Raw genomic sequence first — 19,639 nt, 5'->3', positions numbered from 1 at the left:
TTAATCTCCCTTTTGCGATAAATATGTTACTTTAGTTATTCCTTCAACCTTTTTGAGCCATTCTATGCCTTCGCGTGGTATCTCCTGATCACATTCCAGAACCATTACTGCATTACCGCCCCTGTTAGAACGATACAACTGCATACTTGCAATATTCACGGATTTGTGTGCAAGCATTGATGTCACTTCACTAACGTGACCCGGCTGATCCTGATTATGCACAACTAAAGTTGGATAATCTCCCGAAAAATTCGTTGTTATTCCATCAATCTGTGCGATATTTATTCTTGAACCACCAAGTGACTCACCTACAACCTCAAGCTGCTTTCCAGAAATACCTGTTAATATAATCTGTGCACTATTAGGATGTGCTTCTTTCAGCGTTGATTTTCCAAATGTCACCTTTATTCCTTTTTTTTCGGCAATCTCCATACTATGTGGTATTCTCATATCATCAGGCTGCATTCCAAGTAGTCCTGCAACTATAGCCTTATTAGTTCCGTGTCCCTTTCCTGTATCAAGAAAAGAACCATACAGCAAAATATTTGCTTCCTTTATCTGTTCTCCCATCAACTTCTGGGATATATATCCAATCCTTACCGCACCCGCTGTATGTGAACTTGATGGTCCAACCATAACCGGACCAATTATATCAAATATATCCATTAAATCCTCCGTGAATCCAGATGCTTAAAATATATTTAATAATATTTACTCTGAATTATTGTGAACTTGGTATTAATAATTTTGTCTATCATTCTATTTGCATTGTTTTATTTGAAATATTTACTTCTTTCCTACTATATTAGAAAATGTATCTTCTAAGCTCTTTCCTACTGATTTCATTGCATCACCAAATTCATCAGCCATACTTTTAGCCTTCTTATCCAGTTCATTTTCTTTTACATAATCTGTAACCTTATCCGCCGCATTATTAGTGACGTCAACAGCTTTACCAACACCTCTTAAGACCTTTTCTTTATTAATAAATCCCATTATTATCAGCTCCTCTTTTATTTATTAATCTATCAATCTGTTAGCTTTTAAATTATAAATCCATTAATCAATTTCTAACTATATTTAAGTTTATATATCAATAACTGGTCTAATCGTAAACTACTCTATTCAATCAATTTCTAACTGTATTTAAGCTTATATTGTTATTATACATTTATTTTATAATTTATATTATATCATAATTTCTACGTTGCTTTTCCACGCATATGAAGTTTCGAAGAAACTTCTAAGTGACTACGAAGTAGTCATATTATATCATATTTTTTGTGCAGCTTTTCAGCACATATAAAGTTCCGTAAGGAACTTTTAAGATGAGCACTCTTGTGCTCATTATATCATAATTTCTGCGTTGCTTTTCCACGCATATGAAGTTTCGAATAAACTTCTAAGTGACTACGAAGTAGTCATATTATATCATTTTTTTGTGCAGCTTTTCAGCACATATAAAGTTCCGTAAGGAACTTTTAAGATGAGCACTCTTGTGCTCATTATATCATCTATTTTATCATTTAAAGATAATATTTATATTACAATATATTCTTTAATACAATATTGGATTTATGTCACATAATATAGTTTTATATTACAAGTACAGCTATATACTGTGATTTCAACATAATTATACTTTTTAATTTCAACAGTATTACTTTTTCTATATAGTTACCTATAATAATTTCAATTCAACTACTGCATTCATTTTATTATCTGTTTCAAATATGACAAGGCAGTTATAATTATTATCTGTAAGACATTTTATTTTTATGTTATCATTCTGCATAATTTCTTTTTTATATTCAATTCTTATATAGTTAAAATCTACATTTTTATAAATATCTTCTGGAACAGCTTCTAATGCTGCTTCCAAATAGCTGACATTATGTAAATGTCCATTAATATCAATATCTCTTCTCTGTATTAAATATGGCTTTTCTGTAACCATAATGTTATCTGGCAGATTATCCAAATCAGGAAGCTCTATCTTCTTTATCTCCTCATCGAATACATTTTTTTCTGTTTCAGTACCGTATATATCGTTCATTTTGTTGTCTAAAATAATAGGTCTGCGTCTTACCAAATCCATATATAGCCATCTTGAAGTACCTATTGCACATAACTCACCATTCTGGTCGTATAATTCAAAATCCCTAAATGCACATAGTCTATCAGACTTTCTAGACCATGTGCTTGCATCTATATATTCATTGTAAGCTGGTCTTTTAAGGATTTTTATCTTCCAATCCAGCAATACCCACGCCTTTTTATTAATAGCAGATGCCGATACCCCCAATCCAACCTTATCTGAATGAGAACCAGCAATATCCTCCATAATCGTAACGATTCTTTTGTTGTCTATCTTATTCTCTCTTCCAATATCCTCTAACTCTACTTTATATCTTTCTTTATATATCATTATCTATATTCCTCAATATATTCATTATATGTTAACTATGTGTATGTTTAAATAAAAGCATATCAGCTGATTAGTATTAGTTAATTTATATTAATATTTTAGTGATTATCACTTGTTACACCTGTAAATACAAGCTTTAACTATTAGAATTTTTTAGTATTTATTCTAATTATCAACGCCTAATCTATATGTATTAATGCTCATATTATACATTTAATAATACTTTATTGTTTTACAGTACGGCCGTCTGATGTGTGCTTTATCTAATAATTATTATTGTTCATCATCCAATATCTGTTAGTGTTCTTATATTATAAATGTTATGAGTTGAAATATCCATAAAAAATCAATTAAATGTGTGTGGTAGTTACATAATTGCAAATATAATCTGCAACTATATATGATTATTTAATAATCTAAAAGCAATATAAATGTTTCACGTGGAACTTAAAACATTTGTTTGTAATATCGTTACTAATTACTATAATTGCATAGATTATATAAGTTTCATTAGTTATAATATTTTAGATTTAATTATATTGTTTTAGATTTATTATAATTAAATATATTATTGGTATTATGTATTATTAATCACTTTTCAATAATAGTACTCAAATAAAGTGAACTCAGTTCACTTTATTATATTCCTTATAATATAGGTCTTATCAATATGTATAATACCACTTTATGAATTAATTCAATTATATTTAATAATATATTTGCTGTAATTTTTTATTTATAATTATATATAGATATTAAAGCATTATCCAATAATCATATATAACAAGTAAACTAGATTATTAATATTGATAAACAAATTCAAATTGATAACTTAATATTATGTATGTGCATAATGCTTTGTTTATATAGAATTATAATTGAATATCAAATATATAATTTGGACATAGAATCCCGCCATATAATTCATATAAATAATTTTATTTATTGAACTCAGTTCACTTTTAGCTGTGTATGATATTATAAATACTCATTTATATCATTATAATTTTGAACTCAGTTCATAATTTTTTATAAATCATTTTATTATTTTTGTATTCTTTCTATTTTATTTATGCGTAAATACTCACTTAATCCATCAATTATATTATGCATATCTATATATGCTTTCTATGTCAGAGTTTTATTATATAGAATCTAAAAATCCTTAAAATTCTTTATAGCACTATCATTACAATCTATTATTACAATCATTACAATTTGATATTAATGTAAATCATAAAGGAAATGACTATATATTAATTATAATAATGAATTTATTATTAATTTCATATCTTTCGGCAAAATTGAATTAAGAAATAATTATATAAGAAATAATCTAAGCATATATAATAGATTACTACAAAATAATATATATCAAAAATATTAAGTAATTTATTCTTATTTATTATATAAATATACCTTATTATATTTTAAATTTATCTATCAATATTTAGAAACCTGTTTACTTATTACATAAGATTATTGGATAATGTTTTAATATCTATATATAAATGTGAATAAACAAATAACAGTAAAAATATTTTAAAATATTTTTCTACATTTATAAAAATTGAACTGAGTTCACAAAAAAACTTAACATAAATATCATAAAATAATATAACTTTTATATTGATAAAACGTAATTTTGTTGTATAATAAAATTAGATTTTAATGAAAGAAGGACAATAATGAGCGAAGTAATAAGTTTAATTAACGAAAAGGGGGGTGTAGGAAAATCATCCTCAGCCATAACAATTGCTCAGATTTTATCTATTTCTGGCTATTCTATATTATTGATAGACTTAGACCCACAGATGAATACAAGTAAAATGTTTGGCAAAAGTGAAGAAGGTAAGGATATTGACTATGAACAGCTGTTTTGTAGTAAATTTGATGATAAAGCTACTGTTATGAATTACATTTCTACAACAGACTATGAAAATATATCTATACTTTGTGCATCAAGAGAATTAAATAATCTTATATATAAAATATATGATGAAAGTAAAGAATCTAATGTAGAATTATGTTTTAAACATAATCTTAGTCTATTAAAAGATGATTTTGACTATATTATAATAGACAACTCGCCTTTTAAATCATACCTTACGACATGTGCTATGTGTGCCAGCAATAAAATCATCACACCTATATGTGTTGATAACTTTTCATATGATGGTTTAATGTCACTTTTTGATACAATTGAAGATCTCAATGCCAAATATGCACTTTCTATTGAGTTTGCAGGTATGTTTATGACCAGAGTGGCAGGAAGAACAACCTTATATAAACAAATGTTTGAAAGTTATGAGAATATGTTTGGTGACAAATTCCTTCCTGTGTCAATAAGAAATTGCATTGCCGTCAATGAATCTAATACATTGTTTGAACCATTACTCACATATGATAAGAGAAGCACCGCAGCTCAAGATTACATAGAATTAGTTAATTATCTTGGACTTATGGATAATAAACATTACAGAGAATTAGCAAAATATCTTAAAGGAGAGAAGAAATAATGGCTAAGAAATCATTTACTGCTGGTGGTACTAAGACAGGTATCCTTAATTCTGACGGTGGAGAAAAACTTAAAGAAATTCAGGCAAAGACACAATACAATTTTAAATATATTCCTAAAGATAAAATTGTATCTAACCCTAAAAATGAAATGTATGCGCAGGATGGCATTAATGCACTCAAAGAAAGTATACTTGTTAACGGTCTAAGACACAATTTATCTGTATTATATGATTCTGACAAAGATATATATCGTCTTATCTCTGGTGAAAGAAGATATCACGCCATATCAGAAATGGATGAAAAGGATTACCAGACACTTTTTCCTGCTGGAATTCCCTGCAAAGTTGAAAAGTCTGATATTACTGAAATTGACGAAGAAATTATGCTTATCTCAGCCAACCACGATGTAAGAGAATCTTCAATGGAAGTTAAAAGATGGGAAGTAAGCCGTTTAAAAGAACTTTATGAAGCTAAAAAGTTAAACGGCGAAATAAAAAATATCAATGCAGAGATTGCCAAACAGCTTAATATATCAGAAAGACAAGCCCGCAAATATACAACAGCAGAAAAGCTTATTCCTGAATTAAGTGAATTACTCAATAACAATGGCATAGATCTTAACCAGGCTGATAAGTTTGGTAAGCTTGATGAGGATGCACAGAAGAGTATATTAAATATTCTTCAGAAAAATGGCAACATTGAAAATGCAGAATTTCAATCTATCAAGAAGATATCTGAAGAACGTGCTAAAGAAGCTGCCAAATATAAGCAGGAACTAGAAGAAGTAACCAGAGAGCTTAACAAAAAGAATGAAACTTTAGAAATTCTTGAAAATAAAATAAATGAAATTTCTACAAATACTGATAAATCCAATTCCAAAATAGATATTGAAGAGGAACTTCGATATATGACTGAGGCTAAAAACAAAGCTGAAAAGGAAAAGGCACGTCTTGAAAGTAATATGGAAAAGATGAAACAGCAGCAACGTGAGAAAGAACAACGCAAGACAACAATTTCAGATAACGAATTAAAAAGAATATCTTCAATTGCTAAAACAGAACAGGCACTTGCATTATTTGAATCAAACTTTGATATCATTAAGAATAACAAGTCTATTATAAAAAATGATACAGATTTAAAAATAAGAGTAGAAATTTTAAATCAGAGATTAACTGATTTTATTAATTCACTAACCAATAATTAATATATTATGTCCCCAATTCTAATAATATTAACATTGGAGTTGGGGATATATTATTATTAATCGTAATCATATAAATATCTATACATCTATCTATCTATTTATTTATCTATTTATTTATCTATCTATCTATATCCATATTAATATATATAACAATACATTTATTTAACATATATTGATAAATTAAATTAACGTAGACACAGTATTTATAAGGCTTTCAACAATTTTTTATAGTTCATTAGTTACTAATTCAAAGTCGGATATTTTTTTTTGAAGAATAATTTTTTTATAAACAAGTCTATTAATTATTATTCTGGTCTATTATTTTCATGAAATGTCTTTTTAATAATTATTATAGTCGAAAAGGATAAAAAAATGGTTGAAAAGTTTCCATATGTTAATAAATCTTCAATATAAATGTTATCAAAATTTGTTAAATTAGTATTTTAATTATATATTAAATAAATTATAAAAGGAATCATTCATAAAAATTGAAAAAAAGAAAATAAAAAAAAATGAGCAGCCTGCTTTTTTTATTAAAATTAATTAAGAATATCACATATATTGATATAAAAATCGAATACAAGACACGAAAATAAGACTGCTTTTTAAGCAGCCTTTTTTAATTTACTAACATTAGCACGAATTATCGTTGATACAAGACCAGGAATATTTTTTATAGATCGTTCATACACTATATATTGTCTATAGATATCTGCTAACGCATACATCAATAAATCGAAAGAGTAGTGAACGGCTATATTTGCTAAATCCTCCAAATCAAGTTTACTGATTTTAATTAATTTATAATTTGATATATTAGTGTCTATATTAATAAATTCTCTAAAACGTACAGGTGGAATATCACCTGAGTTAATATTTGGAATTACTGTATTAAAATCATTAATAAATGACTTTAACCGGTCAATATTTTCTTCTAATAGAATTTGTTTTTGCTTCTTAGCAATATATCTTGAAGAAATTTCAAATCTTATGATATTATCATTAATAGTGACATTAAAAATATCAGCATCTGAATTAGACATATGTTGTTTTATAATGCAAGGCTTGCAATACTTAGGAAGCATATGTCTTATTTCAGATATTGATTTGTGATCCACGCTTGCCTGACCCTTAAGATTAGAACTATCAAGGTTGATAAGCTCACGCAAGTAAATTCTTAATGTTACAATTGAATTAATATCAAAAAGTTTAGTAATTAATTCCTTAGAAAGCACTAAAAATCCCCTGCCGTTTTTGTTAGCAGGAAGGTAATAATTCTCATAATCATTGATAAGCAATGAAATAATAGATGATGAAGTTTTGGAATATGATATATAAGTATAAGATGATAATATGTCAAGATTATTCCAAATCGTCTTTATGTTGCATTTAAGAATAGATGACAATTCTTTGATATTAATTTCTTTTATAATCCCAAAACGATCCGGATGATAAAAATGTAATAACATAAATAGCTTAAGTGCATTTGATTTTAACATAGGTCTATAGCCATAACGATTTTTTTCATTATGATATATCTTTTTAGTTACGTTCTTAGTTGTGAGAATTCTATGTGGACAATTGTTACAATTATCAATAGCCATTTTGTAGATATCATTATCGCTGGAGAAGGATTCGATAATTGCTTTATATTTACAAGTAGAGCAGTTATCATTTGAGTAATCGGTAACTTCAACAGAAGAATCAATAATTGTTGTGTAATTTTGCTGAATACCAAGAGCCTGAATTAATACAGCTTTGCCTATATTTGTAAAATTATCCAAAATTCCCACCTCCTTTTTATGGATAATTTAACAATATTATCAAATAAAATCAAATTCTTGTTTTTACTCAAAATTTATCCACATAATTGTATTTTTTAACTTGTTTTACTCTAAAATTGTCTACTTATCCACAAAATCAAAGTGTTTTACTCTAAAATTATCTACTTAATTTAATAAAATTTTTTTTGTAGAAGTCAAAATAAATATTTTGTGGATTTTACTACTTTTTTATCTACATATAGTTAACAGCTATCCACATATGGGAGTGGTATTTTAAGGAAAATCAGTATTTAAGCCAAAAATGTAGACATTGTGGATAAAATTTCAAAAAAAAAATGTAGAAAAAGTATTTATATACAATATATAAATATATAAATAGAATAGAAAATTGGAGAAAAATCAATAAAAAAATGATATTTTACTCCAAAAATATCTACTTTTTAAAAATTTACTCTAAAAATATCTACATTGAAAAATAAAAACTAAGTTTTTTACTCTAAAAATATCTACATAAAATTAACATATTATTTAAAAAATGCTGCTGGAAACAGTAAAATTGTAATAAAAAAATAACAAATGCCTATTTTAAGGGATATATAAAAGATTTATCTGATAAAAATAAAAAAAACACGACAAAACTTAAAGAAATACAGATAATTAAGTAAATAAAAAAAGTACAATAAAATTTTCTTAGTTATCAATTAATTATCTACACTTTAATTATGATGATAAAAATGTAGACATTTATAGTTTCTGATTTGATTAAAATAGAGTGGCAGGCAAGTAATTATTCTATCTATCCACTACACCATCTGGCATACGGTTTCAGACAAAGGCAGTTCTTTGCATTGCACATATTTTCAAAAGGAACTAGGAGAATGTATGCTATAAAATTTACGGAGCTTCTTATGTGAGCCTTACAGTGTACAAAAGGAACTTCATAGGGCATACATAAGAGCTCTCTGTAAGGCTCACATAAAAAAGCCGTATGTAAAAACATACGGCAAATAATTATAATAAAAAATCCCTATTTCGTCTATTAATGAGCATTGTCTATCATCTTAGTTTTATCAAAATTCAAATCCTGAATTTCAGCTTCCGATAATGGAAGGAAGTTAATAATAAATACACCATTTTTTAATTCAAAGCTATCGATTACAATATTGTTATCTACAAATTCCTGTAAAGATTCCTGAATTAATTGTAAGTTCTTCTTTTTATTTTTTAATTTAAATCGAACAATCTTCTGGAAGTAAGTATAACTATACTCACTCATCAATGTTTCCTGATTAGCAATCTGTTCACATTTCATTGCATAGCATATAATTCTTGAAAGGTTATTATCAAGAACATCATAAGAAGCAGAAGTTATAGAGATTAACTTTTTCTTTATAATAGCGTTACTTAGTACCTCACCAAATTGAGCTATGGCATAAGGTCTTTCAGCATCTTCTTTGATGACAATATTATCGAATAAGTTGAAATAGATTTTACTGCCAGCTTCTTCATAATAGAAATTGTACTCTACAAGCTTTCTACAAGAATTAGAAATTTTCTTGAGCACATTTTTACCAACGTGATAATCGACAATTTCTTTACCAAGAGTATTAAGATCGACTACTACAGATTTCTCTTTAGAGAATTCCTGCATATTAATATTAGATATAAAAGCATTAACTAATTTCAGGTCATTAGAATCCATAGCCTTTGGTGGAGTAAGTTTGCCGCTGTTGACAGTCACTTCCAAAAGTTCACGGCCTTCTTCATCTCTGATAATTTCTTTTAGCAGATTATCAGATGCTGTTTCCATCATTAATGTAAAAGATGAAGGACTGAAGAGTGGTTTGTCAACTAAGTCAACAGGGAATAATCGAAGGTATGAGTCAATATTACCAGCAAGTTCACTTTCTATGTATTTCCAAGCACTAATAATCAAATCATTCTTTAAAGAATTATATATTGAGTTATAAGTAAAAGATGAGATACCTGGGAAATCAATTAAAAGAGTATTGGAATCATTTTTCCATTCTGTTGCAGCTCTTTTCTTATCTTCGATAATTTCCTGTAAATCTTTATCTCCAAACATTTTAGTATAATCTTCAACAGGAAGAGTCTTTGCCATAGCAACAACAGTAGCTAAAGGGTGTTTGGCATCGTCAATGCTGATTGTATCAATATCATTAATGTATGATTTGTACCAACGTGATCTTTTTTGTAAACGTGATTTCTTTACCTTATTAATTATAGGTACTAAATCTTCACGGCTAGTCTTTCCATCAAGATATTCCATAAGAGTTTCATCAATTAACTCAGCTACATTTTCAGCAGAGAAGTTTAACAAATTTCTTTTCTTATTGAAATAATCAATAATAACTGGATCAATGTGATTAGCTAATTCTTCAATAAATCGGCGAGAGTATTGTTCCATAATATATCTCCTTATATAACAACAAATATAATTTTCATTTTATTCTATATATTAATTGGCAGATAGTGGAAGAGTAGAATATGGATAGATGATTATAATATAGTCTGTCCAGTGTGTTATTGCTCTTTATGTAAATAGCATAATCTTCGATTAATTATATCTAACAATTTATATAGTAATTGTACTCATAATTATAAAAAATATAAATACAAAAATCAAATAGTAGGTTCACACCAGGAAGCTTTTCTTAATTACTTTGGTTGTTGTTGTGTTTATTTTGAAGTAGAGTGGTGGTGTGAGTTTTGGTTAACATATAGACATATGTCGTCATATATTGTATTATATATTATGTAAAAAATCAATAGCACACAGATAAGATTATTTTGTTGTGTTGAAAAGATATAAGAGGTATTTATGTTATGATTTCTGATACATTTAAGAATACTATTTGGATATATTACGAAACTAATTTAAAAGCTCGTACACGAAAAGAATATTGGAATGTTGTAAAGAATTTTGATAAAGTAGTTGGCCACGACCCATTAGAGTTAAGTCATACTGATGCTGTAACTTATTATGAACATATATTAAATAAGATAAGCAAAAATCAATTAAAATACTCTACCGGTGTAATGAGATTATCCGTAATAAGATCTGTATGTAATTTTATTGAATTTAATATGAGTAATCACGGAAAGGAATATACAAATTATTTCAAGGAAATTTCTATTCCAGAAGAAGATAAGTTATTAACAGACAATGATATACCAACACTTAATGAAATAAACAATATTATGGAAACAATACAACAAAATAATGATGAGAAAGCATTTTTAATATTATCCCTTGCCGTCAAATGTGCATTGACTAACACTGAAATATGCAGCCTTAATAAAGAATATATTGCAATTAATTCCAATGACGAAATGTATATTAATTATCCTCCAAAAGGCAATAATCGTATATCAAGAATAATTAAAGTTCCGGATGATGTTGCTGTATTATTAGACAGATATATATGTAATAATAATATAATAGAAGGTGCAATATTTATTAATAAAAGAAAAACACGAATTAAATTAAGGGACACAGAAAGACTTCTTGAAAAATATTGTAAACTTAATATAGAAAAAGGTATGTTAAATAACAAATTCACAATGCAGACCCTTCGTCACGCCGCAATATGTTATATGTTATCGGGTGGAGCTTCAAAAGATCTGGTTGCAAGCTACGCTGGAATAACAACCAAATGGATTACAAGATATGATAAAATAATTAACTCTGATACATACAAACAGGCTGTTGACTATAGTATCATAAGTATCAACGCATAAATATACTAATGAATTGAATTAAACATCAAGCCATTAGTATTATTATATAATATATATTATAATTGATAGTACTAGGAAAAAGATAGTACTTTTCAATTATCTGCTATGTGTTATAATAACAATCGAAAGAGCTTGATATGAGCTCAATACAATTCCCCAATATCCCGCTGGATGATAATTAGTTATTAATTATTGTTTGGTGGGATCCCCTTTTTTATAGGTAATTCTGGCAGATACTTCCTATATTTTAATGGAAGCATATTTATCTGACATTTATAATTGACACGTTCTTTTATTGCTATAGTATTATAAAATCTTATCCATAAATTCTGAATATCATTTTCATTATCTGAAAAATCATCAAGCTGTTTTAATAATTCATTATTATAATCATTATAAAAAAATGCTGTATTATTATTCATATGTATATACGCAATATTTCTCCTGACATCATATATCAAAAAATTCTCGCAATGCAGTCTGTCATTAAAATGATCAATAATCATATATATAATATTATTATCAGGTTCTATTCTGGCTGTAAGAAAACCATTAGCATTTTCATTAAATCGAAGTATCTCTATATAAAAGTGTGCTTCATTAGCTGCCTTTTTATATATTTTATTAAACTGGAATATGTATTCATCATTAATGTTATGCAATACTGAAGTTCCATATTTAAACATTCTCTGCAAACAATGATAAATTACTGAGGCCTTATTATCTGCGATTGACTGTGCAACAGTAAATATCATCTCATATATATCATTAGACAGCTTTAGCTTTATTGTATTGGCAACTTTATCTGATAAGGTTAAATCTGTCCTGATATTTATATAGTTCTCAAATAATGAATAGTTAGAAACAACATCTGCACATCTTACATCAGTATGGCTTGTTCCTGCCTCCCAGGCTTTATATATTGCTGAAAATATCCCCTCTATAGAATTATCACATAAATAAACATCCATAATACTATGCACTTAACTAATCAGCTGGTAGTAATACTGGCTGATCATATCCTTTCTTCTTACTAATCTTTATTCTATCTCTATGTTCCATATAAATATTTCAAATTACAAATTCTTATATAATTATCCTGATAAATATATTATATTATTCTAATATGCATCTTTATATTGTTCTAATATTTATTATTCACAATTATAATAAAAACATTCGTATCATTCTGATATTACATTGCAGTCAAATAAAGAAAGCTGTTTATAGCAGTCTTTATGTTCTATGTCATATATTTTCTTCTTGTCATTATCAATAAGAGCATTAGTAATATAATCCTGATCTATTCTTATGTTATACATCATTCTGCCATTACAGGTTATAAAATAAACAGCCCTTTTTAATACAACTCCGGCTTTCTTTAAAGAAGTAAAATCTAATATAGACATTCGTCTTGCATTAATAATACGTCTTGCTGATTTCACACCTATTCCGGGAACTTTTAATAACAGGGCATAAGGTGCTGTATTAATCTCTACCGGGAATATATCAAGGTGACGTATTGCCCAGTCACATTTAGGGTCTAAAAATGCGTTAAAATTAGGATTGTCTTCACTAAGAAGATCATATGACTTAAATCCATAAAATCTCATAAGCCAGTCCGCCTGATATAACCTATGTTCCCTAAGCAAAGGCACACCCTTGCCATCTTCCTGAAGTGGAAGCGACTCATCCATATTGACATTAACAAACGCTGAATAAAACACTCTCTTTAAATCGTATTTGTCATATAAATTCTGTGCTATCGTAACAAGCTGGTAATCCGTCTCTTTGGTAGCACCAATAATCATCTGTGAACTCTGTCCTGCTGGAACATATCTTTTATATCTATGTCCCGCCGATAGCTCAGTATTACCAGTATTCAATCTATTATTAATGTTTAATCTGTTATTGGCAGCCAATCCATCATTAAACATAGTGTCTAACATCTCATTACTTGTATAATCAGAAAATGTATTATACATATTATAAACATCTGACAAATAATTGTTCGTATGCTTCATACCAACCTCATATCTATTCATATGTATGTTATTCTTAATCATATTCATAGGATGCAAAATACTTTCTCTTGATTTAGATGGAGCAAGTTCTTTAAGTGCTGCATTAGTTGGAAGCTCAAGATTAATGCTCATACGGTCAACAAACCAACCAGCGAACTTAATGATATCATCCGATGCTCCAGGAATTGCCTTCATATGAATATATCCGCCAAAATTATATTTCTTTCTTAGAAGAATAACCGTTTCTAACATTCTCTTCATTGTTTCATCAGGACTGATAATTATACCTGAACTTAAAAACAATCCTTCTATATAATTACGTCTGTAGAACTGCATAGTAAGCTCACATATCTCCTCAGGCGAAAATGTAGCCCTCACAACATCATTAGACGAACGGTTAATGCAGTAGCGGCAGTTATATATACATTCATTCGTAAGAAGTATTTTTAAAAGAGAAATACACCTGCCATCTGCACTAAAGCTGTGGCATATTCCACACGCTTTAGAATTGCCTATGCCTTTACCATTGTTACCACGTTCAACGCCACTTGACGAACACGATACATCATACTTTGCAGCATCAGATAAAATCGTCAGCTTATCCATAATACTTAGGTCTTCTTTAATAACCACAACTCCCACCTTCTTTCGATAATAATAAAAAAGATACATGCAGAACATATTTTCCAAACATTCGTTCTGTATGTATCTTATCATATTATAATATATTTCGCAATTGAAATTTTAATATATTTTATTCAATCTAACTATAAAAGTTCTGCCTTTAAAACTTGTATATTATCTGCTATTTTATCAGCTCCTGCCTTAATTAACACTCCTTTATCCCTAAAGCCCCACGATACAGCTATGCAGTCAACCCCTGCATTTCGTGCTGTTAGCACATCTACATCTGAATCTCCAATATAAGCTATATCTTCTAATGCAATGTCTGCTATTGCAGCACATTCTAACAAGGCATCCGGAGCGGGCTTTTTTGCTATGCCCTCTCTTGCACCAAATGTAATATCAAGAAGATTATCAAAATATATATCACATAATTTAGTCACAGCATTTTGTGCTTTATTAGACAACACTGCAAGCTTAATCCCTGACTGCTTTAATTCTTTAAGCATATCAATAATTCCATCATATGCCTTTGTCTTGTCATTACAATGTTCCTGATAATACTTCTTAAAACATTCAAACACATTATCTATAACCGGCAAATCGGTTCCATTAGGAACACTTCTTTCTATTAAAAGACGAATTCCATTACCAACATAATTCCTTACTTCTTCTATAGTTCTTTGAGGCATACCAAACTGTGCAAGAGAGTAGTTCACCGCATCTGCCAGATCCTCCAATGTATTAAGCAATGTTCCGTCTAAATCAAATACAGCCATTTTATATTTCATATACTTCACACTTTCCTTATATTAATAATAACTGACTGGATAACAGATAATAAAAAATTCTTAAAGCAGATATATTATTTATAAGAATTAATTCAACATTAACATATTGTATACAGATTAATTACAATCAGCTGTTTCCATATCAGATATTTAATAATATAATCAAGACTAAAAAAATGCAATATGAAAATAAAATTTTAAATTTCCACATTTATCTATATTTTCCTTCAAATATTTTCAAAAAATTTAAAAATATTAAAATAAAAGGGTTGACATATTACATATTAACGTGTATTATATCACTTGTGTTCACGAGAAATAAATCGAAACACACAATACAATATGCGCGAGTGGCTCAGTGGTGGAGCACCTCCTTGCCAAGGAGGGGGTCGCGGGTTCGATCCCCGTCTCGCGCTCTGTAAGACAACAAAAAGGACTTCCGAATGGGAAGTCCTTTTTTGTCATCCGGGAAGTGCGGGGCACTTCTCGAAACCCAACTGCTTCACAGTTTGGCTTCGATTTCCCGGGACGCTAAAGTGTCCCTTGGTCGTGTCAGAACAGAGGTCCACCGGACCTCTTGACACCCATCTCACATAACACACGGGGGTGACTATTATTTATTTCTGTATTAGCAACATTTTTGACTGGTTTATGAATTTTGTTCGTGACTATTTTTTATTTATATTATATAATGAATTTTATATGGGTTGTGTATTATTAGTTAATAGCAGATAACCTGATTTCATTGATTTATTATAATAGAAAAGGAACTTATTAATTTATGAAAGAAAGAGAACAATTTGGTTCAAGAATAGGTTTTATTCTTGTATCAGCAGGCTGTGCTATCGGCCTTGGTAATGTATGGAAGTTTCCATACATATGTGGAATGTACGGAGGGGCAGCTTTTATAGTTATGTACCTTATATTTTTAGCACTTCTTGGACTCCCTATTCTTATATGTGAATTCTCAGTTGGACGAGCAAGCCGCAAAGGTATGGGAAAAGCATTTGATGTACTTGAACAGAAAGGCACGAAATGGCATCGTCTTAAATGGATGAGCATAATTGGTTCGTATCTTCTTATGATGTTCTATACTATGGTCGGAGGCTGGATGATTTATTATGCATTTCTTGAATTATCCGGTAAGCTTTCTGGTCTTGATAGTGCAGAAATCACAGCTACATTTAATGGTCTGTTATCACAGCCTGGAATAATGTTTATATTTTCATTTATCGCCATTATTTTATCATTTGGCGTATGTGCACTTGGACTTAAAAATGGTGTTGAACGAATTACAAAGGTTATGATGTCGCTTCTTTTAGGACTTATGGTAATTCTTGCAGTTCATTCATTTGTTCTTCCTAATGCTTCTGTTGGTATTAAGTTCTATCTTGTACCTAATATAAGCTTAGTTAATCAGTCAGGTATTGGCGAAGCCATATTTGCTGCTATGACACACGCATTTTTCACTTTAAGTATAGGTATCGGTGCCATGGAGATTTTCGGTAGTTACCTTGATAAGAAGCGTTCACTTACAGGTGAGGCGGTAAGCATTGTAATTCTAGATACATTTGTTGCTTTAATGGCTGGATTTATAATTATCCCTGCCTGCTTTGCATATGGAGTAAACCCTGACAGTGGTCCTTCATTATTATTTATAACTCTTCCTAATGTATTTAATAATATGACTGGTGGAAGAATATGGGGCTTTATGTTCTTTTTATTTATGTCATTTGCAGCTTTATCTACAATTATTGCTGTATTTGAAGAAATCGTAGCTATGTGGATGGATATAACAGAATGTAAGCGAACCAAAGCCGTAGGTATTAATATTATAGCTATTACTGTATTATCAATTCCTGCAATTCTTGGATATAACCTGCTTTCAGGTATACAACCTATAGGTGCAGGTACAACAATTATGGATCTGGAAGATTTCCTTGTATCCTACAACCTTCTTCCTTTAGGAAGCCTTGTTATAGTTCTTTTCTGTACAAGAAAAAACGGATGGGGATTTGATAGCTTTGTTAAAGAGGCTAATACTGGAGAAGGAATAAAGCTTCCATTATGGGTCAGAAAATATATGGCATATATCTTACCTTTGATAATTACAATTGTTTATATTAAAGGCTACTATGATACTTTTTGCAAACAGCCTTTAGGCATATTCATCGGCTGGATGTGTTTTTCTGTGTTACTTGTTGTTATAATATATCTTATAGCACTACTTACAGGACGCAAATCAAAACAACAGTAGAACATACAACAACTTAATTTCAATTTGATATTGGATATTACTTATAAAAAAAACGGAGGTCTATTATGAAATTATTAGAAGATCGTATAAGAAAAGATGGAATTATAAGAGAAGGAAATGTACTTAAGGTTGACAGCTTCATTAACCACCAGATGGATATTAAACTTTTCGAGGAAATGGCTAAGGAATGGAAAAGACTATTTGCTGATAAGAAGATTAATAAAATCCTTACAATTGAGGCAAGTGGTATCGGTATTGCCGCTATCGTTGCAAGAGAATTTGATGTACCTGTTGTATTTGCCAAGAAGTCTAAAAGTATTAACCTTGATGATAATAACTTCAGCACTAAAATCCAGTCATTTACACATAGTAAAATATACGATGTGATTGTTTCAAAAAAGTTCTTATCTCCAGAGGATCATATTCTTATTATTGATGATTTCCTTGCAAATGGATGTGCATTACTTGGTCTTACTGACCTTGTTGAAAGTGCAGGTGCAACCGTTGAAGGTATCGGTATTGCGATTGAAAAGGGTTTCCAGCAGGGTGGAAAGATTATAAGGGAAAAAGGTTATCAGCTTGAATCACTTGCAATCGTTGAAAGTATGAATGCCGCTGATAACACAATTACATTCAGATAGGAGATACATTAATGAACGAACTTACAGAATACATTCCGGTATTATATGCTACTTTCTGGTCATTAGTACCACCTCTGGTAGCCATTATACTTGCTCTTATTACTAAGGAAGTATATAGTTCACTTTTTATAGGTATTGTAATTGGCGGACTATTCTATGGCGGATTGTTTACTGCACATTTTAGCTTTGAAACCTCTGTTACACATATATTTAATGATGGACTTGTAGGTGTGTTATCTGATCCTGCTAACATTGGAATACTTATATTTCTTGTAATTCTTGGAATAATGGTATGTATGATGAACAGAGCAGGAGGTTCAGGTGCATTTGGCGAATGGGCTTCCAAAAGAATAAAGACAAGAACAGGTGCTCAGTTAGTATCTATTCTTCTTGGTGCACTTATATTTATTGACGACTATTTTAACTGTCTTACAGTTGGAAGTGTTATGCGCCCTGTAACTGACAGCCACCAGATTTCAAGAGCAAAGCTTGCTTATATTATAGATGCAACAGCAGCACCTATATGTATAATAGCACCTATTTCATCATGGGCTGCCGCTGTAACAGGCTTTGTTGAAAGTGAGGACGGATTTTCTGTATTTATGAAATCTATTCCTTATAATTATTATGCATTACTTACAATATTCGCATTACTTATGTTTGTAATATTAAAAGTGGATTTTGGTCCTATGAAGCTTCACGAAGATAATGCTGCTAAGGGTGACTTGTATACAACACCTGACAGGCCATATGCTAATGCTAATCCTGATGTAATAAAAGGCAACGGCAAGGTTATTGACCTTGTATTTCCTATTGTTTCATTAATTATATGCTGTGTTATAGGTATGATATATACAGGCGGTTTCTTTAGCGGAACGCCATTTATAGAAGCATTTTCTGATTGCGATGCTCCTGTAGGACTTATGCTTGGAAGCTTCTTTGCAATGGTAATTACTGTATTCTTCTATGCTGTAAGAAAAGTTCTTCCATTTAAAGAATCATTTGCCTGCATACCAGAAGGCTTTAAAGCTATGGTTCCAGCAATCCTTATCCTTACTTTTGCATGGACACTCAAGAGTATGACAGACAGCTTAGGTGCTAAAGAATATGTAGCAGGTCTTGTAAATGGTGCTTCTGGAAGCCTGCTTAATTTCCTTCCAGCCATTATATTCCTTGTAGCGATATTCCTTGCATTTGCAACCGGAACAAGCTGGGGTACATTCGGTATTCTTATACCTATTGTTGTTAATACATTTTCTGGAACTGATAATACTATGATGATTATATCTATATCTGCTTGTATGGCAGGTGCTGTATGCGGCGACCACTGTTCACCTATATCAGATACAACTATTATGGCATCGGCTGGTGCACAGTGTAACCATATGAACCATGTATCGACACAACTTCCTTATGTAGTTGTTGTTGCCGCAGTATCATTTATAACATATATAATTGCTGGTTTCATACACAATCCTGTAGTTCCTTTAATTATAGGTATTGTGCTTATGACTCTTACAATTATTCTTATCAAATATATTGTAAATCAAAAACAATCTAATTCATAACAATATACGTTAGTGCCGGATTTACTTTTGGCACTA

Annotated in this window: 14 protein-coding genes and 1 tRNA gene; 7 read left to right on the top strand and 8 right to left on the bottom strand. The window is 29.7% G+C overall.

The features are described 5' to 3' along the window. The 3 genes from sdaAB to WMO42_RS01590 all read right to left on the bottom strand — a co-directional run bounded on the left by sdaAB (window position 1) and on the right by WMO42_RS01590 (window position 2,428). Window positions 1–666 carry an L-serine ammonia-lyase, iron-sulfur-dependent subunit beta gene (gene sdaAB / locus WMO42_RS01600; RefSeq protein ID WP_055306482.1) on the bottom strand — a complete coding sequence of 222 codons (666 nt, stop codon included), beginning with the start codon at window positions 664–666 and terminating at the stop codon, window positions 1–3. Window positions 667–786: 120 nt separating this feature from the next. Further along, window positions 787–996 carry a hypothetical protein gene (locus WMO42_RS01595; protein WP_022501284.1) on the bottom strand — a complete coding sequence of 70 codons (210 nt, stop codon included), beginning with the start codon at window positions 994–996 and terminating at the stop codon, window positions 787–789. Between the two features lie 685 nt (window positions 997–1,681). Continuing rightward, window positions 1,682–2,428 carry an acyl-ACP thioesterase domain-containing protein gene (locus WMO42_RS01590; RefSeq protein WP_022501283.1) on the bottom strand — a complete coding sequence of 249 codons (747 nt, stop codon included), beginning with the start codon at window positions 2,426–2,428 and terminating at the stop codon, window positions 1,682–1,684. 1,688 nt (window positions 2,429–4,116) lie between these two features. Here WMO42_RS01590 and WMO42_RS01585 point away from each other — a divergent pair. Both WMO42_RS01585 and WMO42_RS01580 read left to right on the top strand, forming a co-directional pair. Next, a complete protein-coding gene (locus tag WMO42_RS01585) occupies window positions 4,117–4,947 on the top strand; it encodes a ParA family protein (RefSeq protein ID WP_349191397.1) in 831 nt (276 codons plus the stop codon). Continuing rightward, window positions 4,947–6,152 carry a ParB N-terminal domain-containing protein gene (locus WMO42_RS01580; protein WP_022501638.1) on the top strand — a complete coding sequence of 402 codons (1,206 nt, stop codon included), beginning with the start codon at window positions 4,947–4,949 and terminating at the stop codon, window positions 6,150–6,152. The genes WMO42_RS01585 and WMO42_RS01580 overlap by 1 nt, the downstream gene beginning before the upstream one ends. 605 nt (window positions 6,153–6,757) lie before the next feature. Here WMO42_RS01580 and WMO42_RS01575 read toward each other — a convergent pair. Beyond that, entirely contained in the window at window positions 6,758–7,945 is a 1,188-nt protein-coding gene (locus WMO42_RS01575; protein WP_349191396.1) for a hypothetical protein, read from the bottom strand. 1,030 nt (window positions 7,946–8,975) lie between these two features. Then, complete coding sequence (locus WMO42_RS01570) at window positions 8,976–10,364, bottom strand: hypothetical protein (RefSeq protein ID WP_022502176.1); 1,389 nt, start codon at window positions 10,362–10,364, stop codon at window positions 8,976–8,978. A 419-nt stretch (window positions 10,365–10,783) separates the two neighbouring features. On the opposite strand from WMO42_RS01570, the gene WMO42_RS01565 reads away from it, so the two are divergent. After that, entirely contained in the window at window positions 10,784–11,698 is a 915-nt protein-coding gene (locus tag WMO42_RS01565) for a site-specific integrase (protein ID WP_022502175.1), read from the top strand. Window positions 11,699–11,883: 185 nt separating this feature from the next. On the opposite strand, the gene WMO42_RS01560 is transcribed toward WMO42_RS01565, so the two are convergent. From WMO42_RS01560 to WMO42_RS01550, 3 genes are all read right to left on the bottom strand, one after another. After that, window positions 11,884–12,669 carry a TIGR03915 family putative DNA repair protein gene (locus WMO42_RS01560; protein ID WP_055175345.1) on the bottom strand — a complete coding sequence of 262 codons (786 nt, stop codon included), beginning with the start codon at window positions 12,667–12,669 and terminating at the stop codon, window positions 11,884–11,886. Window positions 12,670–12,882: 213 nt separating this feature from the next. Next, window positions 12,883–14,355, bottom strand: coding sequence for a putative DNA modification/repair radical SAM protein (locus WMO42_RS01555; RefSeq protein ID WP_349191395.1), 1,473 nt, complete (start codon window positions 14,353–14,355; stop codon window positions 12,883–12,885). 134 nt (window positions 14,356–14,489) lie between these two features. Then, window positions 14,490–15,137, bottom strand: a complete 648-nt coding sequence (locus tag WMO42_RS01550) for an HAD-IIIA family hydrolase (protein ID WP_055175872.1) — start codon at window positions 15,135–15,137, stop codon at window positions 14,490–14,492. 344 nt (window positions 15,138–15,481) lie between these two features. On the opposite strand from WMO42_RS01550, the gene WMO42_RS01545 reads away from it, so the two are divergent. The 4 genes from WMO42_RS01545 (at window position 15,482) to WMO42_RS01530 (ending at window position 19,603) form a co-directional block, all read left to right on the top strand. Beyond that, window positions 15,482–15,553 (top strand) — tRNA-Gly (locus WMO42_RS01545). A 365-nt stretch (window positions 15,554–15,918) separates the two neighbouring features. Further along, the gene (locus WMO42_RS01540) at window positions 15,919–17,394 is read left to right on the top strand and encodes a sodium-dependent transporter (RefSeq protein ID WP_349191394.1); all 1,476 of its coding nucleotides are present in this window, start codon (window positions 15,919–15,921) and stop codon (window positions 17,392–17,394) included. 65 nt (window positions 17,395–17,459) lie between these two features. Continuing rightward, window positions 17,460–18,035, top strand: coding sequence for a xanthine phosphoribosyltransferase (locus WMO42_RS01535; RefSeq protein ID WP_349191393.1), 576 nt, complete (start codon window positions 17,460–17,462; stop codon window positions 18,033–18,035). An 11-nt stretch (window positions 18,036–18,046) separates the two neighbouring features. Beyond that, a complete protein-coding gene (locus WMO42_RS01530) occupies window positions 18,047–19,603 on the top strand; it encodes a Na+/H+ antiporter NhaC family protein (protein ID WP_349191392.1) in 1,557 nt (518 codons plus the stop codon). Window positions 19,604–19,639 lie beyond the last annotated feature (36 nt).

Origin of the sequence: Lachnospira sp. CLA-JM-H23 (assembly GCF_040096425.1) — a bacterium.
Classification (GTDB): Bacteria; Bacillota; Clostridia; order Lachnospirales; family Lachnospiraceae; genus Lachnospira; species Lachnospira rogosae.
Note: the sequence above shows the minus strand (reverse complement) of the source record. Positions and strands in the feature narration are given on the sequence as shown.